Below are 23,625 nucleotides of genomic sequence, written 5' to 3'. Positions count from 1 at the left end.
CAGGCATGACCGAAGAAGCCGAGCGCTGGAAAGAAAAATACCTCAAAAGCATCGAAAAGCAGGAAAAGCTCGAACGCCGCTGGGAAGCGCGCCTCGACCTGCTGCGCCGTGGCCTGGTTCGCAGCACCCTGGCGGCCGAAGGCAGCGACAAGGTCGTCGACCAGTGCATGAAGGAGATGCGTGAGGTTATTCGCAGCGACAACATGGACGCCGGCCTTGCCGGGTTGATTCCGCGTCTGGAAAAGGCGGTGCTGGACTCCGAGCAGCGCCGTGAAACCCGCATGAATCAGGTCAGCGATGCCCTGAACGCGCTGGTTACTCAACTTCAGGGCTTGCCGTTGCCGGGTGAAGTTGCCCGGCCCTTGAAAAAGCTGGCGAAGAAACTCGATGGTGGGGTCGCCCAGTCACGCGAGTTACCGCCATTGCTGGGTGAACTCAGTGGCTTGCAAGGGCGTGCCCTCTCGTCGTTGAGCAAACCGGATGACGAGGCCCGGCCGGGCTTCCTGCAACGCCTGTTCGGCAACCGCGACCAGGAGCCTCAGCATGAGGCCGCTCAGCCTGCGCAACCTGCGCCTGCAATTGCCCCACCTGAAGCCCAACCACAGCCGGATGGGCCCGTGCTGGTGGACTTGCCGCCGCGTGATGCAGACGAGCTGCAACCTCTGACGGCTGCTGCGCCTGACCCAGCGCCTGAGGAAACTGCGCATGTTGCCCAGCCGCAAGTGCCTGCAGAGGCACACCGCGCTGAACAACCGCGGGTGGTCCAGCCTGAAGCTGAGCCGCAGGCCGCAGAGGCTCCCGAAATGCCGGAGCAGCCGGCGGACCCGGTGCCGGCGACACTTGAAGAAGTGTTCGCAGGAGACGGCCCCTACGCCCTTCCCGATGCGCTGGAGCCGCCGTACAGCCAGGTTGCCGCACACATCGAACAAACGCTGATCGGCCTGCTGGACGACCTCAGCCTGCCGGAGCGCCACAAGGCTCAGGCCCAGGAAATGCGCGAGCGGGTAGCACGCGGGCTGAACTGGTATGAACTGATCCCGGTTCTCGACGACTTGGCCGTGCTCATGTTGGCGATAACCGACAGCGGCCAGCACGAATTCGAGACTTACCTGCAGCAGCTCAACGAGCGCCTCGACAGCTTCCAGAGCCACCTGCACGAAGCCAGCGCCGGGCATGCCGACAACAGTTCTGCTGCGCGCGAGCTGGACAACCAGCTGCGCGAACAGGTCGGCGGCCTGCAAAGCAGCGTTCAGGGCGCGGTGGATGTGGACAGCCTCAAGCACATCCTGGAAAACCGCCTGGAAACATTGCTTGGCACCATGGACGAGCACCAGCACGAGCGCGATCGCCGCGAGCAGGAACTTGCCGGGCGCCTGCAGGGCCTGGCAGAGCGGGTCGCCAGCATGGAACAGGAAGCCCTTGGCTATCGCGAACACCTGGAAGAACAGCGGCAGAAGGCATTGATCGACCCGCTGACAGGGCTCCCCAATCGGGCGGCCTGGAGCGAACAGGTCGAGCGCGAAATGCTCGACTGGCAGGAAAGTGGTGGTCACTTGGCCATGGCGATCCTAGATCTGGACCACTTCAAGCGTATCAATGACAGTTACGGCCACCTCGCCGGCGACAAGGTACTTAAGATCGTCGCCGATCAGTTGCGCAAGCGCCTGCGCGTCCGCGATTTCATTGCCCGCTTCGGCGGTGAAGAGTTCGTGCTGTTGTTGCCGCAGACTTCCCCGGCAGCCGCAGCCCATGTTGCCGAAACGCTGCGCGCGGCGATCGAGGCCTGCCCGTTCCATTTCAAGGGCGAACGCGTGGTCATCACCACATCCATCGGTTTGAGCGCTTTCCGTTCTGGCGAACGTGGCGACCAGGTGCTCAAGCGCGCCGACGCTGCGTTGTATCGGGCCAAGGATCAAGGACGTAATCGCGTGGAACAAAGCTGAACGGGTAGCCTGTGCGCGCTTACGTTATCCTATTGCGTTACTGCCCGATTAGCTTGGCTTCCCACATGAAAGCATTGATTTGTGCGTTACTGATGCTGGTACTGGCCGGTTGCTCGACCGGCTTGCGCATCGACCGCAGCCACCCTTCCGCCAACCAGGACAACCGTATCCAGTTCGTTGTCCTGCACTACACCAACGCCTCGCTGGAGCGTTCGCTGGCATTGCTGACCCATGGCGAAGTCAGCGCGCATTACCTGATCGGCGACGGCCCAGGGACGGTCTACCAGCTGGTCGACGAGAACCGTCGCGCCTGGCATGCCGGTGACAGCCAGTGGCAAGGGCGCACCTGGTTGAATTCAAGCTCCATCGGCATCGAGATCGTCAACCCCGGGTTCGACGATACTGCCAATGGCCGCGTCTGGTACCCCTACAGCGAGGCGCAGATCCAGTCGCTGATCGCTTTGCTCAAGGATATCGTCAAGCGCAACAACATCGAGCCGCGGCACATCATCGGCCACAGCGACATTGCGCCATCGCGTAAGCTCGACCCTGGCCCGTTGTTCCCTTGGAAGCGCCTGGCGGATGCGGGCCTTGGCGTCTGGCCCGAGCCCAATGCCGTGGCCCGCCAGCAGGCGTACTTCAACGTCAATCCTCCAACCATCGGCTGGTACCAGCAGGAACTGGCGCGCTTCGGCTATGCCATCGAGCAGACCGGGCAGCTGGATGTCGCTACGCGGCATGTGATCGCCGCCTTCCAGATGCATTTCCGCCCGCAGCGTTTCGACGGCATGCCGGACGCTCAGACCGCTGCCATGCTTTCGGTACTGAATCGCATGCGCTAAGGCGAATCGTATTCGGGCGCCAAACGGCAGAGCCGATTCTCATTCCAGTTGCTATACCTTGTTAATCAACTGGATGCTGCCCATGTCTGCCCTGATTTCTGTGTTGCGCCAATTTTTTTACCGCCCCTGGATGCTGGCCTCCCTGGCAGCGTTGGCCAGCGCCGCCGTATTGCTGACCGCCAGCATCGGTATTGCGCTGCAGCAGATGAAGGAAAGCGAGAGCGCGCAGATGAACGCCCAGGGCGAGCGCTTTCTTGACCGCCTGGAGCAGGTGTTCGGCCAACTGCGCGAGGGCGTTGACGAACTGCAGGCGCAGTCGCTGCGCGGCTGTAGCCCGGCGATGGTTTCGGTGTTGCAGCAAGTAGGTCTGGGTTCGCGCTTCATTTATGAAGCCGCTTATGTGGATGCCAATGTCGCTTGCTCAAACCGGGGCGGGGCCAGGGCCTTCGTGCCAACGCGTGCGCCGGATATCCAGGGGCCGACCTACAGCTACTGGCTCAACACCACCACTGAGCCCAACGAAAACCTCGCTGCCTTGATGCTGGCGCGGGGTAATTTCCTGGTTTCCACCTCGCGTGGGCACCTGACCGACGTGGTTGACCTGCCACCGGGCGGCAGCCTGCTGGTGGTGCTGGATAACGGCACCCGTGCAATCCCGGTGCTGGGCCCGCCCCAGGCGTGGCCGCCCACCAGTGGCTGGCCACCCCCCAGCCAGAAGTCTTTGTTCGAACTGCGCGATCGGCTGGTCTATCGCATGCCGACCAAGTCGCCGGACTACCAGCTGGTGCTGATCGCGCCGCGGGCCAGCCTGCCTTTACGCATGAACGGCATGCTCTGGCTGCTGTTCCCTGGCAGTGTGCTGGCGGCCTGCTGTATCGGCTGGCTGGTGCTGCAGTTGATTCTGCAGCGGCGTTCGATGAGTTCCGAACTGCAGAATGCCCTGCGCCGGGGCGAGTTGCAGGTGCTGTATCAACCCATCATCGAGCTCGACAGCCGTCGCTGTGTCGGTGCCGAGGCCCTGGTGCGCTGGCGCCGCCCGGACGGCTCGCTGACCAGCCCGGATTTGTTCATTCCGCTGGCGGAAAACACCGGGCAGATACGGCAGATCACCGATTTCGTGCTGCAGCGTGTGCTGGAGCAGTTGGGCCAGTTGCTGCGCTCGCATCGCAATCTTTATATTTCGGTGAACCTGGCAGCCTGCGATGTGATGGTGCCTCGCATAGGCCGGGTGGCGGCGCGGCTGCTGGCGTTGCATCGCGTCGCGGCCAGCCAGATTGCCTTTGAAGTCACCGAGCGCGGGCTGATCGACGTGGTGGTGGCGCGTGATAACCTCCAGGCCCTGCGTGCGGTCGGGCATCAAGTGTTGATCGACGACTTTGGCACGGGTTATTGCAGCCTGGCCTACCTGCAGACCTTGCCGGTGGACTGCCTCAAGATCGACAAGGCGTTCATCGATGCCTTGGGGCACGATGCTGCCAGCAGCGGCGTGGCGCCGCACATCATTCGCATGGCCCATGACCTGCACCTGCGGGTGATTGCCGAGGGCATCGAATGCGAGGCGCAGGCCGTGCTGCTCAACAGCGAGGGGGTGAATTACGGGCAGGGCTGGTTGTTTGCCCATCCGCTCAATGCCCGGCAATTCGCCGAACTGGTGACCCGTGGCCGGCAACCAAGGCGGGCGCGGATCGATGATGAGCCCTGAACGTGTGCCAGGTCAGACTGGCAAGGCCATATAGAACTGGGTGCCCTGCCCGGGCCGGGAAAACACACCCATGCGCCCGCCGTGCAGTTGCACGATCTCCTTGCACAGCGCCAGTCCCAACCCGGCGCCACCTTTCTTGCGCCCAACCTGTACGAACGGTTCGAAGATGCGCCCCTGCTGGCCATAGGCGATGCCCTCGCCATTGTCCTCGACGCTGATGATCATGCGCTCTGCGTGCCGCCGTGCATGCAGGCGGATGCGCCCACCGCTGGCGGTATGGCGGATGGCATTGTGCAGGAGGTTATCCAGCACCCGGTCGAGTTGCGCCACGTCTGCCTGGATGCGTGGCAGCGGTGGCTCCAGGGCTTTGATCAGCTCGATCTGCTTGGCGGCGGCCTGTTCACTGAAGCGTGCCTGCGCCCTGTCGAGCAGGTCGTCGATGGCGCATGGGGCAAGTTCGAGCTTCTGCAAGCCGCTCTGGTAGCGCGAGAAGTTGAGCAGGTCGTTGATCAACTGGGTCAGGCGCTGCATCTCTTCGCCAATGGTCTCCAGCAGATCGCTCTCGCGCGCCTCGGGCGGGAACTTCAAGCGCTCACGCAAAAGGCCGAATGCCATGTGCATGCCCGTGACCGGGGTGCGCAGTTCATGCGAGGCACGCAGCACGAACTCGCTGCGCACACGTTCGAAGGCGCGTTGCTCGGTGACATCGTGCAAGACCATCACTGCACCCAGGATCGGCCCTTGCGGATGGCTGACCGGGGTCAGGCTGTAGGTCAGCAGGCGTGATTCTTCATCGACCTCGATGCTCAGGTCCTCCGGTGGCCGATCCAGGCTGCCGCCGCGCAGGACCTGGCGCAGCTGTTGCTCCAGTTCCGGGCGCTGCAGGGCGTCGGCCAGGCCACTGCCGACCCGGCTGCTGTTCCAGCCCAGCTGCCGCTGAGCGACGGGGTTGAGGTGCTCCAGATGCCCCTGACGATCGATGATCAGCAAACCATCATCGATGCTGTCGAGCACGGCCTGCAGGCGCTGCTGGCCCGCCAACAGCTCATCGACATTGGTTGCCTGGTGCTTGCGCAAGGCGTCGGCCATCAGCCCGAAGCGGCGGGTCAGCTGGTTGAGTTCGACGGCCTGGGTGACCGGCAAGGTGATTTCGAAATCCCCTTGACCGAGCTGGTCGGCGGCCTTGGCCAGCGCCTCGATCGGCTGGCCGAAGCGTCGGGCGATGTTGTGCGCGGTGACGAAGCCTAGCACCAGCACCACCAGCCCCATCAGGCCAAGTATCCCGCAGACCAGCAAGGCGCCGTCACGGGTGCGCTCTTCGCTGCGGGTGATGTAGTCGAGGACCTGCTTGTGCGAATCGATCAGGTCGGTACGCACCTGGTTGAATGCTGCGCCCAAGGGTTGATCCACGCCCATGCTGCGCGCCGGTGCCGGGCTGTCGCGGTAAGCCTGGAGGAAGGCCTGGTAGTTGCTGCTGGCCTTGCTGAAACCGGTGCGTTCACCCCCTTCGGCCAAGCCATGGTTGAGCAGCTCCTGGAAGGTGTCCTGCAGGGGGCGAAGGCTGTCCGGTGCGGTGTCCTCGTCCAGCAGCAGCATCAGTTGCTCGCCGAGGTTCTGCCGCAGCTTCAGGCCCACTTCCAGCACATGGGTGGTTTCGCGCACCGACTGTTGCTGCACCGTGGCCATCTGCAGCACGCTCACCAACCCTAGCAACAGGCCCAGCAACGCCACGGTCACCAAGGCCGAAATGCTGAGGAAGAGCCGCGTGCGCAGCTTCATTGGCAGCTTCACAGGTTGTACTGCTTGCGCTTGCGGTAGAGCGTGGAGGCGTCGATGCCAAGGGTCTTGGCGGCCTGGTCGAGGGTGTCGCTGGCGGCCAGCACGGCACCGATGTGCGCGCGTTCCAGCTCATCCAGGCTCATGGCCGCACCTACCCGGGGCGCATTGCCTGCCGGTTGTTCGCCCATCCCCAAGTGAATGACTTCCACCCGCTCCTGGGGACAGATGATGCTGGCGCGTTCGATCACATTGCGCAGTTCGCGGATGTTGCCCGGCCAGCGGTAGTTGAGCAGCGCGCTTCGCGCTTCGTCGCTGAAACCACGGGCCGGACGGGAGTATTCCTTGACGAAGCGGGCCAGGAAGCGGTCGGCCAGGGTCAGGACATCCTCGCTGCGTTCGCGCAGCGGCGGCAGGTGCAGGGTGATGACATTGAGGCGATAGAGCAGATCTTCGCGGAAGCGGTTCTCGCGCACCATGTCGTCAAGGTTGAGGTTGGTCGCCGCAAGGATGCGCACGTCGGCGCGGCGGGTGACCGGGTCGCCCACGCGCTCATATTCCTTGTCCTGGATGAAACGCAACAGCTTGGGCTGCAAGGTCAGGGGGAAATCACCGATTTCATCGAGGAACAGTGTGCCGCCATCCGCCTGGTTGACCCGACCCAGGGTGCTCTCGCTGGCACCGGTAAACGCACCACGGGTATGGCCGAACAGTTCGCTTTCCATCAGTTCGGCATTCAGCGATGGGCAGTTGATGGTCACGCAAGCCTTGCGTGCTCGCTTGCTCCAGCCGTGAATGGCGCGAGCCAGCTCGCCCTTGCCGGTGCCCGACTCGCCGAGAATGAGGATATTGGCATCGGTGGTGGCCACCTGGCGGGCGGTCTCCAGCACAGCCATCATTGCCGGGCTGTGCGAGTCGAGGCCGTCCTTGGGTTTGCGGACTTCGCCTTCGAGGGCCTCCAGGCGGGCCGAGAGTTGACGGACCTCCAGCTGCTTGGCGGTAGCCAGGCGCAACTGATCAGGGCTGCAGGGTTTGACCAGGTAATCGGCGGCGCCGGCCTGGATGGCATCGACTGCGGTGTCGATCGCTGAATGCGCGGTGACGATCACCACCCTCATCCAAGGTGCCTGAATACGCATCTGCGCCAGCACATCGAGGCCGTTGTCCTCGCCAAGGCGCAGGTCGAGGAAGCACAGGTCGAACACCTGGCGCTGCAGCAACGCATCAGCCTGTGCGGCGCTGTTGGCCGTGGCCACGCTGTAGCCTTCGTCTTCCAGGCAGTAGCGGAAGGTGCGCAGGATCGCGGACTCGTCATCCACCAGCAGAATGCGGCCTTGGTTGTCCTGGGCTGATTCCATTTACTGCGCTCCTTCGGATATATCTTCAATTAGTGTGGGAAAAATCGGGCAAGTTGCACGGTCAATTGTGAAGGAATCTGTCCTTTGCATGCTAGCCAATGGCCGAGTCTTACCGTGACGCCAGATATCCCGGTAATTTTCTTAGAGCAGCACGCTGGCACATTGGTTGCGATGATTTTCTGCTTTTGCCAACTAAAAGGAGGTCCAACCGTGTCCCCTAGCATCCGAATGGCCGTGCTGGCGGCCGCCATGCTGTCCATTTGCACACCTGCGTCGGCCGATCCTGTCCAGGACGCTCGCCTGGAGGGTTCGCTGCAAACCGCGTTGGCCCTCAACAGGGTGCTCAACCCGTTCCGCATCAAGGTCGAGGTCGATGGCCAGCTGGCCCGCCTTTCTGGCGAAGTCGAGAACAGCGTCGAGCGCGAGCTGGCCGAACATGTGGCCCTGGCCACACGGGGCATCGAGCAGGTCGACAACCAGTTGCGAGTCAACGCCGAACTGGTCGAGCGCCCGCTGGAGCTGCGTGCCTACGCCCAGCGGCTTGAAGATGTGACCTTGGCGGCGGTGATCCGGGCGCGCTTGCTGTGGAGCCGGATCACGGAAAAAGCGCCTATCGAAGTGCAAAGCAGCGATGGCGTGGTGACCCTGCGTGGCAAGGTCGACAGTGCCGAGGCCAAGGATCTGGCGGGCGTGGTGGCGCGTACCACTGACGGTGTGCACCTGGTCAACAACCTGGTAAGCCTTGATAGCGCGGCCATGGCCAAGGCAAGGGAGAACCCGGCAGGGGCTCAGAACGGGCCGCAGCCAAGCGACAGTTGGGTGGTCGACAAGATTCAGACCAGCTTGCGTTTCAGCCGCAATCTGGACGGTTTGAATATCAAGGTGGCCAGCGAGCAAGGCATAGTGCGGCTGACCGGTGAGGTGGTCAGCAGTGAGCAGAAGACCATTGCCGTGGAGATTGCCCGGCAGATCATCGGTGTGCGGGGTGTCGACGCCGATCTGCTCAAGGTGGCGACCAAGGTCGAGGGTTGAATCGTGCAATTCGCACGACCTCAGCAGGGTCATCGTGCAGGATACGTCCTAAGCGGGGTTTCCCATCTATTTTAAGTTATTGATTTTAAAGGATTTTATTTGATCGGGCGGACTGGCATGCAGGCTGCAATTACTTGTTCAGGTTTGAACAGAAAAATTACAGTAGGAGAAGCTGGCATGAACCGCCCATCCGTCAAACGCTCGCTGAATGCCGCACTCCCCGTGCGCCAGTTCCTGTTCCTTGGGATGGCATTGCTGCTGACCTTGGCCGCCGGCCTCTTCTATTACAGCTGGCAGACCGCGCGCTTGGCCGACCAGGTGGCAGCGCAAACCGCGCTGCTGACGCAGATTCAGGCAAGTCGCGCCAACACCTTGGTAAAAGCCGCCGAACCTGTCGGGCAGCGGCCTGCCGCCAACACCTCACCGGCCACCGTCGACAACATTGTGCCCCAGCAGCGCTGGGTGTTCTGAAACGCTGGCCACACCGTTTTCAAAAAAGAAAGGAGAAGCATCATGCTGAGTTGGGCTATCACTTTCCTCATCATCGCCATTGTCGCCGCAGTGCTTGGCTTCGGTGGTATCGCTGGCGCCGCTACGGGTATTGCGAAGATCCTGTTCATTGTCTTCCTGGTCCTGTTCGTCGCCTCCTTCTTCTTTGGACGTGGTCGAGGTTGAAGATGAGCAGGAAGCTATGCGCAGCCCTGGCTGTCACCGCCCTGATGACAGGCGGTAGTACAGCCGTGCTGGCGGCCAATGATGGCCAGATCCGGGTCGAGCAGTTGCTCGGCTCGGACCCTGAATACCGGGAAACCTGGCAAGACACGATCAAGGGCGAGGAACGCCTGCCCGATTGGGTGATCAACCTGAGCGGCAGCGGCCAGGAGCAGATGTCTGCGGTGACCGAAGACGGGGACAAGTACCTGGTCGGGCCGTTGTGCGAGTCGCCGCAGAACTGCACCTACAAGCGCTTGATCGTAGCGTTCAGCTGGGACAAGGACGACGCCTACGGGATGCTTGTCGAGGTGCCCGAAGGCTTGCCTGGTGACAAGTCGCCGACCCGCCATGCGCAGTATCGTTGGCTGGGCAAGCCGGACGACGGCATGAAGGCCTTGTTGCAAGAGCAACTCAAGCGTGACCCGAACTGGTACTGACCAGCGGTCGCGCGCTGTCATGCAATAGAAGCGGAACCTTTTTATCTTTCCTGCTTCTATGATGCGCCGCCCCGAGGAGGGGCCGCGCATGACCAGGGGGCCGGGCTGTTCTGATTGTTGCAGGATCGGAGTGGCCTAGGGGTACAGGGAGTACCTCCAGCTTTGGGCCGGGTCAGGAAAAGGCAGAATCGGAAGCATCAGGTCGGGGGTGTCTGACAACATCGTAACCTGGCCTGGCTTCCGAGGCGCCATGCCCCGTTGTGCGGATTCCTTTCAGGTTGCTGGCTCCAGGACACATTTTGTGTTGACCGTACATCAACTTTTTTTCGTTCGCCGAAGGGCCGCGCAAGTGGCATTTCGGCCATTCGGATTGTCGAACAGGCCGTTTTCATCTCCCCTCATATCCCGCCAAAACTGCCTAAATATGGCGGTTCGGTCTTGTTCGGATTCCCGAACGTTATAAATCAATGACTTACGTGCGACGCATTTTGACTTGGTGGTATATGCTGTTTCGGCATGGGGTATGCGTTTCCGGCATTAGATTTCAGCCTGTCCCATCGCAATAGTTGCCGCCTTTTCGCTGGCCCGAGCGCCCTGTCGCTCGCTCGCGGTGTCCTTACACGAGGTCCCCGGACGGAAGCCCAAAGCTGCCCGTGACGTTGCCAACGGCTCTGTTACGCGCTTTTCCGGTCGGTACCCGTGACCACTAGAACAAAGGGTAAAGACATGAAGAAGGCAAAACTGAGCCTCGCCTGGCAGATCGTCATCGGTCTGCTCCTGGGTGTTGCAGTCGGCGCGCTGCTGAACCACTTCAGCGCGGAAAAGGCCTGGTGGATCAGCAACGTCCTCCAGCCCGCCGGTGACATCTTCATTCGCCTGATCAAGATGATCGTCGTCCCGATCGTGATTTCGTCGCTGATCGTGGGTATCGCCGGGGTTGGCGATGCGAAGAAACTGGGCAGCATCGGCCTGAAGACCATCCTCTACTTCGAGGTGGTGACCACCATCGCCATCGTTGTCGGCCTGGTATTGGCCAACCTGTTCCACCCGGGCGCCGGCATCGACATGAGCACCCTGGGTACCGTCGACATCTCCAAGTACCAGGCCACTGCAGCCGAGGTGCAGCATGAGCACGCGTTCATCGAGACCCTGCTCAACCTGATCCCGTCGAACATCTTCGCAGCGCTGATGCGTGGCGAAATGCTGCCGATCATCTTCTTCTCGGTGATGTTCGGCCTCGGCCTGTCGAGCCTGCAGGCCGACCTGCGTGAGCCGCTGGTGCGCACCTTCCAGGCTGTGTCGGAGACCATGTTCAAGGTCACCCACATGATCATGAACTACGCCCCGATCGGTGTGTTCGCCCTGATCGCCGTGACTGTTGCCAACTTTGGCTTCAGCTCGCTGCTGCCGTTGGCCAAGCTGGTACTGCTGGTGTACTTCGCCATCGCCTTCTTCGCCTTCATGGTGCTGGGCCTGGTAGCGCGCCTGTTCGGCTTCTCGGTGATCAAGATCATGCGCATCATGAAAGATGAACTGATCCTCGCCTATTCCACTTCCAGCTCCGAGACCGTGCTGCCGCGTGTGATCGAGAAAATGGAGAAGTACGGCGCGCCGAAGTCGATCTGCTCGTTCGTGGTGCCGACCGGCTACTCGTTCAACCTCGACGGTTCGACCCTGTATCAGAGCATCGCGGCCATCTTCATTGCCCAGCTGTACGGCATCGACCTGTCCTGGAGCCAGCAGCTGCTGCTGGTGCTGACGCTGATGGTCACCTCCAAAGGCATCGCCGGCGTGCCGGGCGTTTCCTTCGTGGTGTTGCTGGCAACACTCGGCAGCGTTGGTATCCCGTTGGAAGGCCTGGCCTTCATCGCCGGCGTCGACCGCATCATGGACATGGCACGTACCGCCCTGAACGTGATCGGCAACGCCCTGGCAGCGCTGGTAATTGCGCGCTGGGAAGGCATGTACGACGCCGCCAAGGGCGAGCAGTACTACGCCTCGCTGATGGCAGACAAGCAGGAAGCTGCCGTGGTTGGCGAAGCCGTCAAGCGCTGAGCCTGACCTGCTGAACCAGAAAGCCCCGACTTGTCGGGGCTTTTTGCTGTCTGTGGGTTTGTACAGGCTGGTTGCTAACCACTGTGGGAGCGGGCGTGCCCGCGAACACCGGCGAAGCCGGTGCCATCCACCGCGGTGCCTGCTTCGCGGGGACGCCCGCTCCCACAAGGCTGTCCATCAGGCCTGAGGGCTCCAGCCAGGGGCGCCGATACGCTATCATTCGGGCATTTTTCAGGGGGAACACACGGATGCTCAACGGCCTTTGGCTCGGCTTTTTCCTGGTGGCGGCCGTCTCCGCCCTGGCCCAATGGCTGGTCGGTGGCAATGCCGGCATCTTCGCCGCGATGGTCGAGAGCATCTTCGCCATGGCCAAGCTGTCGGTGGAGGTCATGGTCCTGTTGTTCGGCACCCTGACCCTGTGGCTGGGCTTCCTCAAGATCGCTGAAAAGGCCGGCATCGTCGAATGGCTGGCGAAGGTGCTCGGGCCGCTGTTTGCCCGCTTGATGCCGGAAGTGCCGCCCGGCCACCCGGCCCTGGGCCTGATCACCATGAACTTCGCTGCCAACGGCCTGGGCCTGGACAACGCCGCCACGCCGATCGGCCTCAAGGCCATGCGCGCACTGCAGGAACTCAACCCCAGCAGTACGACGGCGAGCAACGCGCAGATTCTGTTCCTGGTACTCAACGCCTCGTCGCTGACCCTGCTGCCGGTGACCATCTTCATGTATCGCGCCCAGCAAGGCGCCACCGACCCTACCCTGGTGTTTCTGCCGATCCTGCTGGCCACCAGTGCCTCGACCCTGGTCGGCCTGCTGTCGGTGGCGGTGATGCAGCGCTTGCGCCTGTGGGATCCGGTGGTGCTCGCCTACCTGATCCCCGGTGCGCTGCTGCTGGGCGGCTTCATGGCTTTCCTGGGCACCCTGTCGGCGGCCGCGCTGGCCAGCCTGTCGTCGATCCTCGGTAACCTGACCTTGTTCGGCGTGATCATTCTGTTTCTGCTGATCGGCGCGCTGAAGCGGGTGCAGGTGTACGAAACCTTCGTCGAGGGCGCCAAGGAAGGTTTCGACGTGGCAAAGAGCCTGCTGCCTTACCTCGTGGCCATGCTGGTCGCGGTGGGCGTGCTGCGGGCATCGGGCGCACTCGAGCTGGCCCTGGATGGCATCCGCCAGGCTGTCAACTGGGCGGGCCTGGATACCCGCTTTGTCGAGGGCCTGCCCACGGCGCTGGTCAAGCCGTTTTCCGGTAGCGCGGCGCGGGCCATGCTGATCGAGACCATGCAGACCCACGGCGTCGACAGCTTCCCGGCCTTGGTGGCAGCGACGATTCAAGGCAGCACCGAAACCACGTTCTACGTGGTGGCAGTATATTTCGGCGCAGTCGGCATCCAGCGTGTGCGCCACGCCGTGGGTTGTGCCCTGCTGGCCGAGCTGGCCGGTGTGATTGCAGCCATCTGCGTCTGCTACTGGTTCTTTGCCTGAACCTGATGCTGAGCCTGGCTGCTTTGCGCTACGGTCCAGTTCACCACCAGCCTGGCCAGCTGATCGCTGGCTGCGCCAAAGCCGGCGACCACGGCTGACACCTGGGTATCCGCCAGCGGCTGGCGTACTTCGAAGCGTTTGCTGCTGAGGATACGCTGGCTGCGGCCTTGCACCAGGCGTGCGTCGTAGCGGATCACCACGTCCACCTTGCCCCCCGGCTGGTACTCGCTCTGGAACGCTTGCAGTTCGCCGCTCAGCTCGTAATCGGCCTGCAGGTTGCTGTCGTCGGCGCTCAGCCGCTGCACCCGGCCGTCGCGCTGGAAGCCATCGAGCAAGCGGTTGCGCACCAGCAACGGGACCGGGTCGCTCCAGCGGGCGCCCTTGTAGTTGCTGATCACATCGCCTTGGGGGATCACTGCGATGCGTGGCCCGGCCAGCACTTCGCTGGCCAGTGGCTTGTTCAGGCGCAGAGACCAGGCCACCGGGGTGCTGCTGTGGCTAGCCTGGTTGACCGGCAGGCGGTAGACATCCACCGGTTCGCTCTGCGGCAGGATCGAGCAGGCGCTGGCCAGGCTCAAGGCGGCTGTCAGGGCCAGCAGGCGCAGCGATGGGGTCATGGCTGGAACTCCTTGTTGTTGTCACGGCCCAGCAGGTAGCCGCTCGGGTCAGCTTCCAGGCGCCGGGAAATACCCTTGAGCGAATTGAGGGTTTCGCGCAGCTCGCGGATGGCCGGGGTCAGCTGGTTGAGCCCCTGGGCGCCGTCGTCGATGGACTGGCGATTGTCTTGCAGCAGGCTGTTGAGGGTCGCGGCGCTGGCGGCCAGCGACTGCATGGCCTGCTCGGCGCTGCCGATGGCTTGCTTGCCCTGGGTGCCGAGCAGGCCGTTGGCATTGCGCATCAGCGCCTGGGTTTCGGCCAGGGTGGCATTGGCCTGCTTGCCGACCTGGGCCAGCTGGGCGATTGCCTCGCTGATACCGCCGTTCTGGTTGGCGAAGGCACCGGTGGTGTGGTCGAGGTTGGCCAGGGTGTTGCTCAGGTGCTCGATGTTGCTGTCCGAGAACATCTGCGTGGCGTTGTGCAGCAGCATGTTGATGTTGGTCACCAGGTCACTGCTGTCATTGAGCAGGCGTGAGATCGGCGAAGGTGAGGCGACGATCACCGGCAGCTTGCCGTCCTTGCCCTTGAGTTCCGGGCTGTGCGGCGTGCCGCCGCTGAGCTGGATGAACGAGTTGCCGGTGACCCCGGCCAGGGTCAGCTTGGCCTGGGTGTCTTCCTTGACCGGGGTGTCACCGCTCAGGCGCACGCGGGCCAGCACCCGGCGTGGGTCTTTCGGGTCCAGGCGCAGGCTGGTGACATCGCCGACCTTGATACCGTTGTACTGCACCGGGCTGCCGCGGGACAGCCCGGAGACGGCTTCGTTGAAGATCACCTCGTAGTCCTTGAAGGCGTCGTCGACGCTGGACTTGGTCAGCCACAGGCCGAACAGCATGGCGCCAGCTACCACCAGCACCGTGACCAGGCCAATCAGGACGTGATGAGCTCGGGTTTCCATTTTTCAGTGCTCCTGCCTGGCGCTGGCGGCAGCGTGTTCCGCTGCGCGCCCGCGTGGGCCGTGAAAGTACTCGTGGATCCAGGGGTCGTTGGTCTGCTCGACTTCGGCCAGGGGGCCGGCGATCAGTACCTTCTTCTGTGACAACACGGCGATCCGATCGGTAATGGTGTAGAGGGTGTCGAGATCATGGGTGATCAGGAATACGCTCAGGCCCAAGGCATCGCGCAGGGTCAGGATCAACTGATCGAAGGCGGCAGCACCGATCGGGTCGAGGCCGGCGGTGGGCTCGTCGAGGAACAGGATGTCCGGGTCCAGCGCCAGCGCGCGCGCCAGGGCGGCGCGCTTGATCATGCCGCCAGAGAGCGACGCAGGGTATTTGTCGGCAGCGGAGATGGGCAGGCCAGCCAAGGCCAGCTTGACCCCGGCCAGGTGTTCGGCATCGGCGCGCGACAGGCCAGCGTGCTCGATCAGCGGCAGGGCGACGTTTTCGGTCACGGTCAACGACGAGAACAGCGCACCTTTCTGGAACAGCACACCGAAGCGGCGTTCGACCAGTGAACGCTGTTGCTCGCGCAACCCGGCCAGGTCTTCGCCGAATACCTTGATCTGCCCTTCGTCAGGGCGGCGCAGGCCGATGATGCTGCGCAGCAGCACCGACTTGCCGCTCCCCGACCCACCGACCACCGCGAGGATTTCGCCGCGGTACAGGTCGAGGTCGAGATCCTTGTGTACCACCTGGCTACCGAAGCGATTGCAGATGCCCCGTGCCTCGATCACCGCTTCCCGGCCACTCACCAGCCCATCTCCATGCAGAACAGCGCTGCCACCGCATCCAGCACGATGACCACGAAAATCGATTGCACCACGCTGGAAGTGGTGTGGGCACCGACCGATTCGGCGCTGCCGCTGACCTTGAAGCCCTCGAGGCAACCGATGGCGGCGATCAGGAAGGCGAAAATCGGCGCCTTGGCCAGGCCGACCAGGAAGTGCTGCACGCCGATGTCGGATTGCAGCAGCGACAGGAACATGGCCGGCGATATCCCCAATGACAGGGCACAGACCACCGCTCCCCCGACGATGCCGCAGATCATCGCGACGAAGGTCAGCAAGGGCAGCGAGATCAGCAGCGCCAGTACCCGCGGCACCACCAGCAGTTCGATGGGGTTAAGGCCCAGGGTGCGGATGGCATCGATCTCTTCATTGGCCTTCATCGAGCCGATCTGTGCGGTGAAGGCACTGGCGGTGCGCCCGGCCATGAGTATGGCGGTCAGCAGTACGGCGAATTCGCGAAGAAACGAGAAGGCCACCAAGTCGACGGTGAACACGGTTGCACCGAAGTCGGCCAGCACCGTAGCGCCAAGAAAGGCCACCACGGCGCCGACCAGAAAGGTCAGCAAGGCCACGATGGGGGCTGCATCCAGCCCGGTCTGCTCGATGTGCGCGATCACCGGGGTGACACGCCAGCGGTGTGGCTGCAGCAGGCGGCGCAGCAGGGTTTCGATGATCAGGCCGAGGAAGCCGAGCAGCTGCAGGGTGTCCTGCCACAGCGTGCCGACCGCGCAACCGATACGCTCCAGCAGCACCAGCACCACGTTGCGCTCGGGCTGCTTGACCGGGATACAGTAGTCCTGCACCGAGCAGTACACATTCTTGAGCAGGGCACGACTGGCTTCGGGCAGGCCGTGGGTGCACTGCGAGAGGCGCTCGGAGCCAAGCAGTTCGGCCAGCAGCGAGGCCCCGGCGGTGTCCAGGCGGCCCAGCTGGCTGAGGTCGGCGATGGTGTCGGCACCATACTGCGTGCGCAGGCGCTCGCTGTCGCGCTTGAGGCTGGCGTAGTGAGCCAAGGTCCAGTCACCGGCGATCCGCAGGCAGGCCGGTTGGCAACGGGTGTCCAGGGTGGCGCTGGGGGTGGTCATAGGCTCCATGCATCCGGCTGGGCTAGAGGCTGATCATAGCGCAGCGGGCATGGAGCGGTTTGTTGAAAATGTGCTGTCGTGCGCCCAGCGTCACGGCGCAGGCGCGTCGTCCACCACCTTGAAGCGCAGCACGCCGATCATCTGGCCGTCTTCGGTCAGCACTCGGACCTGCCACTTGCCCACCGCGTTGGGCGGGAAGTTCTGCTTGTGGGTCCAGGCACGGTAGCCTTCCTTGCGCCCGCCGTGGATATCCAGGGCAATGCGATCGACTTCCTGGCCGTCCTTCTGCCACACATGGTAGATGCGTTCGTCCAGGCCGCGCGGCGCGTTGATTGCGGTATAGGCGTACAGGCCATTGCTGCGGATGCGGCTGGCGGCCACCTCTTCCAGCGATTCGCCCGGTTGACGATTGAGTACTTCGGTGCTGACCGCCACGTCCGTCATCCACAGTGTTGCGGGCGGCACCCACGAACGCAGCAACCAGCCACTGCCGCCCACCGCCAGGGTCACCAGTACCAGTGCCACGCCGCGGCGCCAGGTATTGACCGGGAAGCTGCTGATCAGGCTTGGGAACGACAGCGCCATGGCGGCGATCAATGACAGCTTGAAACTCTGTGCAGTGGTCAGGTGAAGGATGATCGGTAGCGCGGTCAGCAGTGCGGCGAACAGGGTCAGGGTGTGCAGTGCAAGGAACAGCCAGCGCCGGGGTGCCAGCCACTTGTAGTAGAGCGGGTCGATGATCGAAATGAGCCCGGCGGCCCCAAGCAGGCCGGTAAACACCAACTGGCCGCTGTTCCAGGTGGTGGTGATGAAGAAGAACGGCAGAACGAAGAACAGGCTTTCCTGGTGAATCATCTGCGTTGCGTAGCGCAGCAACGGCTGCGGGATCTCGCGCTTGAAGGTGCGCGCGAACAGGCCGGTCAGGGTGTTTTCCAGCATCAACCAGACCCAGCTGACCAGCATGAGGATGGCGATCCAGCTGGCCAGGCTGGCCTGGCGATCGACCAGGATGAAGCTGCCGATACCGGAAAGGAAGCCACCGAGCGCGATGACGCCGGGGTAGCGTTTGAGCAGCTCGATGACGCGCTGGACGAAGTGGGGTATTGGGGGCATGGGTCTGCAACACGAATATGAAGTGGCTGTACCGGCCCTTTCGCGGGTAAACCCGCTCCCACAGGGGTCGCACGGCATTCAACAGCTGTGCACTACCTGTGGGAGCGGGTTTACCCGCGAAGAGGCCGGTACTGGCAAAAGGATACCGCTGATTCACTGCTGCCGTGTAGCACCACTCGGTCGTTCCGGCTTGTGCCGACGCCAGCGCAGCAGCCCCAGCGCCAGTATCAGCCCCAACAGCAAGGCAACCAGGCCATAAAGCTCGTCGTACCCCAGGAACGGCTTTTCGATCCGCAAGTAGCCCTGCTCCTTGAGCAATTCCTTCAGGGCCGCATTGGCCTCTTCCAGCGTCACCTGGCGCAGCTTGCGTGCCGGGTCGGCAAAGCGGCCGTTGTTGTAATCGTTCAGCGCCCCCCAGTAATAATCGGCCAGCGCACTGTTGCCCTGAGTGCTCCAGCTTTCCTTGGCCACGGCGGCATCCTTGATGCGGGCAAAGGTGTCCGGGTCGAGGCCTTCCTTGCGCAAATGATCGAACAGTTGCTGCATGACCTTCACGGCGTGGTCGATATCCTCGCGCTCAAGGTCGGCATTGAGGCTCAGCATACCGCTGTCGCCAAAGCTCTCACGTTGTACCGACGGCCCATACGACAGGCCGTTGCGCAGGCGCAGCTGGTCGTACAAGGCCCAGTCGAGGTAGCGCGACAGCAGGTCAAGGGTCTGTTGATGGTCATTGTCCAGAACCGGCTCGATGAACAGCCAATGCAGCTTGACGCTATCGCCCAACAGGCCATGGGTCAGGTCGCGGCGCTGCTCGGCCTGTTCGCTGATGCTTTCAAGGTTGCGCCGCTCTTCCGGCTCGGTGGCAGGCAGTTCGCCGAAGGTGCGCTCCAGATAGGCCGGCAGCAGCCGATCCAGGCCGCCGACGACGATCAAGGTCATGTTATTGGCGGCGTACCAGCGGTCACGCAGGGTTTTCACCTGCTCCAGGGTCATGTCCGCGACGTTGGAGCGCTCGGGGCATTTCAGGCCTAGTTCGGTGGCCAATTGATCGCTGGCCGGGTGGCCGATGTCCTGACGGTCGAGCCAGCGCTGCAGGTGGCCATAGTGGCCGCCATCCTCGCGCTCGATGATGCGCTTGGCCGTGGCCAGGGCTTTGGCGTCGATACGCGTGTCGCGGATGATCGCCAGCAACAGGTCGAGCACCTTGCGCTGGTTGCGTGCCGGCGCCTCGATGACAAACGTCGTGTCGGCGCTGCTGGTGTAGGCGTTCCACTCGCCCCCCAGGCTTTGCAGTCGTTCTTCCAGTCCGCCTTCACCAGTTGCGTCGATGCCGGTGAACAGCAGGTGTTCGAGCAGGTGCGGCAACTCTTTCTGCTCGCAGTCGAAGTCATCCAGGCCAACCCCTACCACCAGGCGGATCGCCACATGGTCGCGCTCGTAACCGGACTTCAGGATCACCTGCAGGCCGTTGGGCAACAGGTAACCCTCGACCCGCGAGCGATCGAGGGCAAATGAGGGCAGGCTGCAGATCAGCAGGCAAACGAACATCAGGCAACGCATGGGCGAGCGACGGTCTCCAGGTGTGCGAGATCAGGACAGGTGGGCATCTTCCGGAACGCTGTCGAGCAGCAGCCCGCCAGTGTCCGAGCCACCCAGTACCACATAGGCACTGCTGCAGAACAAAGAGTTCAACCGCTTCATGTCGGCGATCAGCTCCAAGTGTAGCGAACTCGTCTCGATACTTTGCACCACCTTACGTTGCAAGCGGCTGACATGGGCATGCGCCAGGCGCCGTTCCTGGGCGCGAAAACGGCGCTTTTCGCGCAGCAGCAGGCGTGCGCTTTCCGGGTCGGCACTGAGAAACACCGACAGCCCCAGGCGCAGGTTGGCCAGCAATTGTTCCTGCAGCCCGGTGAGTTCCTCCAGGCCGACCTGGGAGAACTCCCGGCGCTGGCTGGTTTTCTGCTGTTGCACCTTGCGCAGCATGCGTTCGATCAGGTCGCAGGCTAGCTTCAGGTTAATCGCCAGCTCGATGATTTCGGCCCAGCGCCGGTTGTCCTGGTCGCTGAGGTCTTCCCGCGGCATCTGCGCCAGGTACAGCTTGATCGCGCTGTACAGCGCTTCGGCATCTTCGCTCAAGGCCCGCACCTGCTGGGGCATGGCGGTATGGGTACCGCGCAAGGCGCCGAGCATGGCCTCCAGCAGGCTGTCGACAATGTCCCCCAGACGCAGGGTTTCACGCGCGGCATTGGCCAAGGCCAGGCTAGGCGTGGCCAGCGCCGAGGCATCGAGATGGCGCGGGCGTATCTGGCCGTTGCCAGCCTCGCGTTCGGGTAGCAGTGCGTTGCACAGGCGGCCCATGGGTTTGACCGTCGGCAGCATGATCAGGCAGCGCAGGGTGTTGTAGAGCAGGTGGAAGCCGATTACCAACTCCTGTGGGCTGAAGCTCAGGCTGTCCATCCACTCCACCAGCGGATGCAGCACGGGGATGATCAGCACCAGGCCGATCAGCTTGTACAACAGGCTGCCCAAGGCCACGCGGCGCCCTGCGGCGTTCTGCATGCTGGTGCTGATGAAGGCCAGCAGGCCGCTGCCGATGTTGGCGCCAACGACCAGGCCGATGGCCACCGGGAGGCTGATGACTTCGGCCCCGGCCAGGGTCGCGGTAAGCAGCACGGCAGCCAGGCTGGAATACGACACCATGGCGAACAGCGCACCTACCAGGGCGTCGAGCATGATGTCGCCGGTCAACGATGCGAACAGCACCTTCACCCCTTGTGCGTGGGTGATCGGCGTCGCAGCCTGCACGATCAGCTGCAGGGCCAGGATGATCAGGCCCAGGCCGATCCCCACGCGGCCCAACTGGCCTGCACGGGTCTGTTTGCGCGAGAGGAAGAAGATCACCCCGAGGAACACCAGCAGCGGCGATAGCCACGACAAGTCCAGGGTCAGTACCCGTGCCATCAGCGCGGTACCCACGTCGGCACCGAGCATGATCGCCAGCGCTGGGGTCATGGCCATCAGGCCCTGACCGACGAAGGAGGTAACCAGCATGGCGGTGGCATTGCTGCTCTGCACCACGGCAGTGACCACGATGCCGGCGATGAACGCCAGTGGCCGCCGGTTCATGTTCTGGCCGAGCACGCGGCGCAGGTTGGAGCCGAACACCCTGAGGATGCCGGTACGAACGATATGCGTGCCCCATACCAGCAAGGCTACGGCAGAGAGCAGGTTGAGCAGGGTCAGCATGGTCGAGCCCCCCTTTTGTTCTCGGGCTCCGGCGCTGGAGCCAAAATGTGTGAAGCCGTAAGCCTGGCCCGGGGGTGGGTGTTTTGATCCAGTGCTTACTCAAGCTTTAGTTGTTTTGCGGACCTCGCGCCAGCTTGGCACGCTCTGCAAGCATTTGAAATATTTGTGTCATGAAAGGCTGTACATGAAAAAGGGCCCGGGAGGGCCCTTTACGCTGCGTGTCCTGATCTTATTGACCCGGAATGTCCTTGCGCAGTTTCACCGGGTCGTGCTCCTTGCCCTGCTTGCGCGCCATGGCGGTGCGCATGCGGATGTTGATCGCCTCGACGGCCAGCGAGAAGGCCATGGCGAAGTAGACATAACCCTTCGGCACGTGCACGTCGAAAGATTCGGCGATCAGCACGGTACCAACGACGATCAGGAAGGAAAGGGCAAGCATCTTCAGCGACGGGTGCTTGTCGATGAAGTCGCTGATGGCGCCGGCGCAGGCCATCATCACCAGGACGGCGACAACGATGGCGGCGATCATCACCGGCACGTGCGAAACCATGCCGACGGCAGTGATCACCGAGTCCAGGGAAAACACGATGTCGATGATGGCGATCTGAATGATGGTGTACAGGAACTTGCCGCCAGCGCCCTTGGGTTCGTCGGCGCTCTCTTGCTCGCCTTCCAGGCCGTGGTAGATCTCCTGCGAGCTTTTCCACAGCAGGAACAGGCCGCCGCAGAACAGGATCAGGTCGCGACCGGAAATGCCTTGGCCGAACACCTCGAACAGGTCGGCAGTCAGGCGCATCACCCAGGTGATCGACAGCAGCAGCATGATCCGGGTGACCATGGCCAGGGCCAGGCCGAAGATCCGGGTGCGCGGCTGCATGTGCTTGGGCATGCGGCTGACCAGGATCGAGATCATGATGATGTTGTCGATTCCGAGGACAATCTCAAGCGCCGTGAGGGTAAAAAAGGCAACCCAGATTTCCGGGCTGGTCAGCCATTCCATGTGTATTCCTTCAAACGATAAAGGCGATGCACCCTTTCAGGGCGCATCGCATGGGTAATGCGTGTTAATTAAAGACTACTGAACAGCGGGAAAATGCCCATCAGCAGCGCGGCGAGCATTATGCATAGGCATACCAGCACTGCCCACTTCAGCGTGAAACGCTGGTGATCGCCGAACTCGATGCCGGCCAGGGCCACCAGCAGGTAGGTCGAAGGTACCAGCGGGCTGAGCAGGTGAACCGGCTGCCCGACGATCGAGGCGCGGGCCATTTCCACCGGGCTGATGCCGTAATGGCTGGCCGCTTCCGACAGCACTGGCAGCACACCGTAGTAGAAGGCGTCATTGGACATGAAGAAGGTGAACGGCATGCTCACGATCGCGGTGATCACCGCCAAATACGGGCCCAGGGCCTCAGGGATGACTGCCAGCAGGCTCTTGGACATTGCCTCGACCATGCCGGTACCGGACAGGATGCCGGTGAAGATGCCTGCGGCGAAGATCAACCCGGTCACGGCCAGCACACTGCCAGCGTGGGCGGCGATGCGGTCTTTCTGCTGCTGCAGGCACGGGTAGTTGACGATCATGGCAATGCTGAAGGCGATCATGAACAGCACCGGCAGCGGCAGCACGCCTGCGATCAGTGCGACCATCAGGCCGGCGGTCAGGGCACCGTTGAAGTAGATCAGTTTGGGGCGGCGCGCTTCAGGGAACTGCGACACGCTGATTTCGCTGTGATCGATGTCATCGGTCGGCAGGTGCAGTTCACCCAGGCGGGCACGTTCGCGTTTGCCGTACATGTAGGCGATGGCAAGGATCGCCAGCACGCCGAAGGCCATGGCCGGGATCATCGGCACGAAGATGTCCGACGGGTCTACGTGCAGGGCGCTTGCTGCGCGGGCGGTCGGGCCGCCCCAGGGGGTCATGTTCATCACCCCGCCGGCGAGGATGATCAGGCCGGTCATGATCCGTGGGCTCATGCCCAAGCGGCTGTACAGCGGCAGCATGGCGGCGCAGCAGATCATGTAAGTGGTGGCGCCGTCACCATCGAGCGACACCACCAGGGCCAGCACTGCAGTACCGACCGAGACTTTCAGCGGGTCACCCTTGACCAGCTTGAGGATCTTGCGCACGGCCGGGTCGAACAGGCCGGAGTCGATCATCAGGGCGAAGTAGAGAATGGCGAACATCAGCATCACGCCGGTGGGCGCAAGCTTACTGATGCCCTCGAGCATCATCGGGCCGATCTTGGCGGAAAAGCCGCCGAACAGGGCGAACAGGATGGGTACCAGAATCAGCGCGATCAAGGCCGACAGGCGCTTGGTCATGATCAGGTACATGAAGGTGATGACCATGGCAAAGCCGAGGAAGGTCAGCATGGCAATACTCCAGGCGTGGCGCGGCGAAAGGGATGGCTATTCGGGCGGATCAGCGCGTTTGGCGCTGCACGGGGAGCATGGG

Annotated in this window: 20 protein-coding genes; 9 read left to right on the top strand and 11 right to left on the bottom strand. The window is 62.7% G+C overall.

The features are described 5' to 3' along the window. The first annotated feature begins 5 nt into the window (after positions 1 to 5). The 3 genes from APH33_RS06440 (at position 6) to APH33_RS06430 (ending at position 4,487) form a co-directional block, all read left to right on the top strand. Positions 6 to 1,943, top strand: coding sequence for a GGDEF domain-containing protein (locus tag APH33_RS06440; protein WP_054884359.1), 1,938 nt, complete (start codon positions 6 to 8; stop codon positions 1,941 to 1,943). Positions 1,944 to 2,008: 65 nt separating this feature from the next. Beyond that, positions 2,009 to 2,785 (top strand): N-acetylmuramoyl-L-alanine amidase, encoded by a 777-nt coding sequence (locus APH33_RS06435; protein WP_218187124.1) that lies wholly within the window; start codon positions 2,009 to 2,011, stop codon positions 2,783 to 2,785. Positions 2,786 to 2,867: 82 nt separating this feature from the next. Then, complete coding sequence (locus APH33_RS06430; RefSeq protein WP_054884358.1) at positions 2,868 to 4,487, top strand: EAL domain-containing protein; 1,620 nt, start codon at positions 2,868 to 2,870, stop codon at positions 4,485 to 4,487. A gap of 12 nt (positions 4,488 to 4,499) precedes the next feature. Here the strand turns inward: APH33_RS06430 and APH33_RS06425 are convergent, their stop codons facing one another. Both APH33_RS06425 and algB read right to left on the bottom strand, forming a co-directional pair. Continuing rightward, positions 4,500 to 6,266 carry a KinB sensor domain-containing domain gene (locus tag APH33_RS06425; RefSeq protein WP_371263237.1) on the bottom strand — a complete coding sequence of 589 codons (1,767 nt, stop codon included), beginning with the start codon at positions 6,264 to 6,266 and terminating at the stop codon, positions 4,500 to 4,502. 8 nt (positions 6,267 to 6,274) lie between these two features. Next, positions 6,275 to 7,621: a sigma-54-dependent response regulator transcription factor AlgB gene (gene algB / locus APH33_RS06420; RefSeq protein WP_054884356.1), complete on the bottom strand. Its 1,347-nt coding sequence runs from the start codon at positions 7,619 to 7,621 to the stop codon at positions 6,275 to 6,277. 228 nt (positions 7,622 to 7,849) lie between these two features. Between algB and APH33_RS06415 the strand changes: the two genes are divergently transcribed. The 6 genes from APH33_RS06415 to APH33_RS06395 all read left to right on the top strand — a co-directional run bounded on the left by APH33_RS06415 (position 7,850) and on the right by APH33_RS06395 (position 13,337). Beyond that, positions 7,850 to 8,653, top strand: a complete 804-nt coding sequence (locus APH33_RS06415) for a BON domain-containing protein (protein ID WP_371263239.1) — start codon at positions 7,850 to 7,852, stop codon at positions 8,651 to 8,653. Between the two features lie 177 nt (positions 8,654 to 8,830). Next, positions 8,831 to 9,124 carry a hypothetical protein gene (locus tag APH33_RS06410; RefSeq protein WP_054884354.1) on the top strand — a complete coding sequence of 98 codons (294 nt, stop codon included), beginning with the start codon at positions 8,831 to 8,833 and terminating at the stop codon, positions 9,122 to 9,124. Positions 9,125 to 9,166: 42 nt separating this feature from the next. Beyond that, positions 9,167 to 9,328 carry a DUF1328 domain-containing protein gene (locus APH33_RS26390; RefSeq protein WP_003252966.1) on the top strand — a complete coding sequence of 54 codons (162 nt, stop codon included), beginning with the start codon at positions 9,167 to 9,169 and terminating at the stop codon, positions 9,326 to 9,328. Between the two features lie 2 nt (positions 9,329 to 9,330). Continuing rightward, positions 9,331 to 9,804, top strand: coding sequence for an inhibitor of vertebrate lysozyme family protein (locus APH33_RS06405; protein ID WP_054884353.1), 474 nt, complete (start codon positions 9,331 to 9,333; stop codon positions 9,802 to 9,804). Positions 9,805 to 10,530: 726 nt separating this feature from the next. After that, the gene (gltP, locus tag APH33_RS06400) at positions 10,531 to 11,859 is read left to right on the top strand and encodes a glutamate/aspartate:proton symporter GltP (protein ID WP_054884352.1); all 1,329 of its coding nucleotides are present in this window, start codon (positions 10,531 to 10,533) and stop codon (positions 11,857 to 11,859) included. A gap of 248 nt (positions 11,860 to 12,107) precedes the next feature. Beyond that, positions 12,108 to 13,337 (top strand): nucleoside recognition domain-containing protein, encoded by a 1,230-nt coding sequence (locus APH33_RS06395; protein ID WP_054884351.1) that lies wholly within the window; start codon positions 12,108 to 12,110, stop codon positions 13,335 to 13,337. Here APH33_RS06395 and APH33_RS06390 read toward each other — a convergent pair. The 9 genes from APH33_RS06390 to APH33_RS06350 form a co-directional block, all read right to left on the bottom strand. Then, positions 13,319 to 13,954, bottom strand: a complete 636-nt coding sequence (locus APH33_RS06390; RefSeq protein ID WP_054884350.1) for an ABC-type transport auxiliary lipoprotein family protein — start codon at positions 13,952 to 13,954, stop codon at positions 13,319 to 13,321. The genes APH33_RS06395 and APH33_RS06390 overlap by 19 nt on opposite strands. Continuing rightward, the gene (locus tag APH33_RS06385; protein WP_054884349.1) at positions 13,951 to 14,889 is read right to left on the bottom strand and encodes an MlaD family protein; all 939 of its coding nucleotides are present in this window, start codon (positions 14,887 to 14,889) and stop codon (positions 13,951 to 13,953) included. The genes APH33_RS06390 and APH33_RS06385 overlap by 4 nt, the downstream gene beginning before the upstream one ends. A gap of 3 nt (positions 14,890 to 14,892) precedes the next feature. Then, on the bottom strand, positions 14,893 to 15,684 hold the full coding sequence (locus tag APH33_RS06380) for an ABC transporter ATP-binding protein (protein ID WP_054884348.1): 792 nt from the start codon (positions 15,682 to 15,684) through the stop codon (positions 14,893 to 14,895). Then, positions 15,681 to 16,814: an ABC transporter permease gene (locus APH33_RS06375; protein WP_054884347.1), complete on the bottom strand. Its 1,134-nt coding sequence runs from the start codon at positions 16,812 to 16,814 to the stop codon at positions 15,681 to 15,683. Before APH33_RS06375 ends, APH33_RS06380 begins: the two co-directional genes overlap by 4 nt. Before the next feature lie 81 nt (positions 16,815 to 16,895). Continuing rightward, positions 16,896 to 17,918, bottom strand: coding sequence for a DUF5924 family protein (locus tag APH33_RS06370; protein ID WP_054884346.1), 1,023 nt, complete (start codon positions 17,916 to 17,918; stop codon positions 16,896 to 16,898). Between the two features lie 153 nt (positions 17,919 to 18,071). Next, positions 18,072 to 19,478: a pitrilysin family protein gene (locus APH33_RS06365; protein ID WP_054884345.1), complete on the bottom strand. Its 1,407-nt coding sequence runs from the start codon at positions 19,476 to 19,478 to the stop codon at positions 18,072 to 18,074. A gap of 30 nt (positions 19,479 to 19,508) precedes the next feature. Further along, the gene (locus APH33_RS06360; RefSeq protein WP_054884344.1) at positions 19,509 to 21,167 is read right to left on the bottom strand and encodes a Na/Pi cotransporter family protein; all 1,659 of its coding nucleotides are present in this window, start codon (positions 21,165 to 21,167) and stop codon (positions 19,509 to 19,511) included. Positions 21,168 to 21,396: 229 nt separating this feature from the next. After that, on the bottom strand, positions 21,397 to 22,167 hold the full coding sequence (locus APH33_RS06355) for a TerC family protein (protein WP_054884343.1): 771 nt from the start codon (positions 22,165 to 22,167) through the stop codon (positions 21,397 to 21,399). 68 nt (positions 22,168 to 22,235) lie between these two features. After that, complete coding sequence (locus APH33_RS06350) at positions 22,236 to 23,543, bottom strand: CitMHS family transporter (RefSeq protein WP_054884342.1); 1,308 nt, start codon at positions 23,541 to 23,543, stop codon at positions 22,236 to 22,238. Between the last annotated feature and the right edge of the window lie 82 nt (positions 23,544 to 23,625).

This window comes from Pseudomonas sp. NBRC 111130 (assembly GCF_001320485.1).
Classification (GTDB): domain Bacteria; phylum Pseudomonadota; class Gammaproteobacteria; order Pseudomonadales; family Pseudomonadaceae; genus Aquipseudomonas; species Aquipseudomonas vlassakiae.
Note: the sequence above shows the minus strand (reverse complement) of the source record. Positions and strands in the feature narration are given on the sequence as shown.

Bases quoted from the DNA above. Each gene is read 5' to 3' on its own strand.
- APH33_RS26390 (WP_003252966.1), top strand. From the start codon at position 9,167: ATGCTGAGTTGGGCTATCACTTTCCTCATCATCGCCATTGTCGCCGCA.
- APH33_RS06350 (WP_054884342.1), bottom strand. From the start codon at position 23,543: ATGCTGACCTTCCTCGGCTTTGCCATGGTCATCACCTTCATGTACCTG.
- APH33_RS06390 (WP_054884350.1), bottom strand. From the start codon at position 13,954: ATGACCCCATCGCTGCGCCTGCTGGCCCTGACAGCCGCCTTGAGCCTG.
- APH33_RS06365 (WP_054884345.1), bottom strand. From the start codon at position 19,478: ATGCGTTGCCTGATGTTCGTTTGCCTGCTGATCTGCAGCCTGCCCTCA.
- APH33_RS06355 (WP_054884343.1), bottom strand. From the start codon at position 22,167: ATGGAATGGCTGACCAGCCCGGAAATCTGGGTTGCCTTTTTTACCCTC.
- APH33_RS06430 (WP_054884358.1), top strand. From the start codon at position 2,868: ATGTCTGCCCTGATTTCTGTGTTGCGCCAATTTTTTTACCGCCCCTGG.
- APH33_RS06440 (WP_054884359.1), top strand. From the start codon at position 6: ATGACCGAAGAAGCCGAGCGCTGGAAAGAAAAATACCTCAAAAGCATC.
- gltP (WP_054884352.1), top strand. From the start codon at position 10,531: ATGAAGAAGGCAAAACTGAGCCTCGCCTGGCAGATCGTCATCGGTCTG.
- APH33_RS06435 (WP_218187124.1), top strand. From the start codon at position 2,009: ATGAAAGCATTGATTTGTGCGTTACTGATGCTGGTACTGGCCGGTTGC.
- APH33_RS06415 (WP_371263239.1), top strand. From the start codon at position 7,850: ATGGCCGTGCTGGCGGCCGCCATGCTGTCCATTTGCACACCTGCGTCG.
- APH33_RS06425 (WP_371263237.1), bottom strand. From the start codon at position 6,266: ATGAAGCTGCGCACGCGGCTCTTCCTCAGCATTTCGGCCTTGGTGACC.
- APH33_RS06395 (WP_054884351.1), top strand. From the start codon at position 12,108: ATGCTCAACGGCCTTTGGCTCGGCTTTTTCCTGGTGGCGGCCGTCTCC.
- APH33_RS06385 (WP_054884349.1), bottom strand. From the start codon at position 14,889: ATGGAAACCCGAGCTCATCACGTCCTGATTGGCCTGGTCACGGTGCTG.
- APH33_RS06360 (WP_054884344.1), bottom strand. From the start codon at position 21,167: ATGCTGACCCTGCTCAACCTGCTCTCTGCCGTAGCCTTGCTGGTATGG.
- APH33_RS06405 (WP_054884353.1), top strand. From the start codon at position 9,331: ATGAGCAGGAAGCTATGCGCAGCCCTGGCTGTCACCGCCCTGATGACA.
- APH33_RS06370 (WP_054884346.1), bottom strand. From the start codon at position 17,918: ATGCCCCCAATACCCCACTTCGTCCAGCGCGTCATCGAGCTGCTCAAA.
- algB (WP_054884356.1), bottom strand. From the start codon at position 7,621: ATGGAATCAGCCCAGGACAACCAAGGCCGCATTCTGCTGGTGGATGAC.
- APH33_RS06410 (WP_054884354.1), top strand. From the start codon at position 8,831: ATGAACCGCCCATCCGTCAAACGCTCGCTGAATGCCGCACTCCCCGTG.
- APH33_RS06375 (WP_054884347.1), bottom strand. From the start codon at position 16,814: ATGGAGCCTATGACCACCCCCAGCGCCACCCTGGACACCCGTTGCCAA.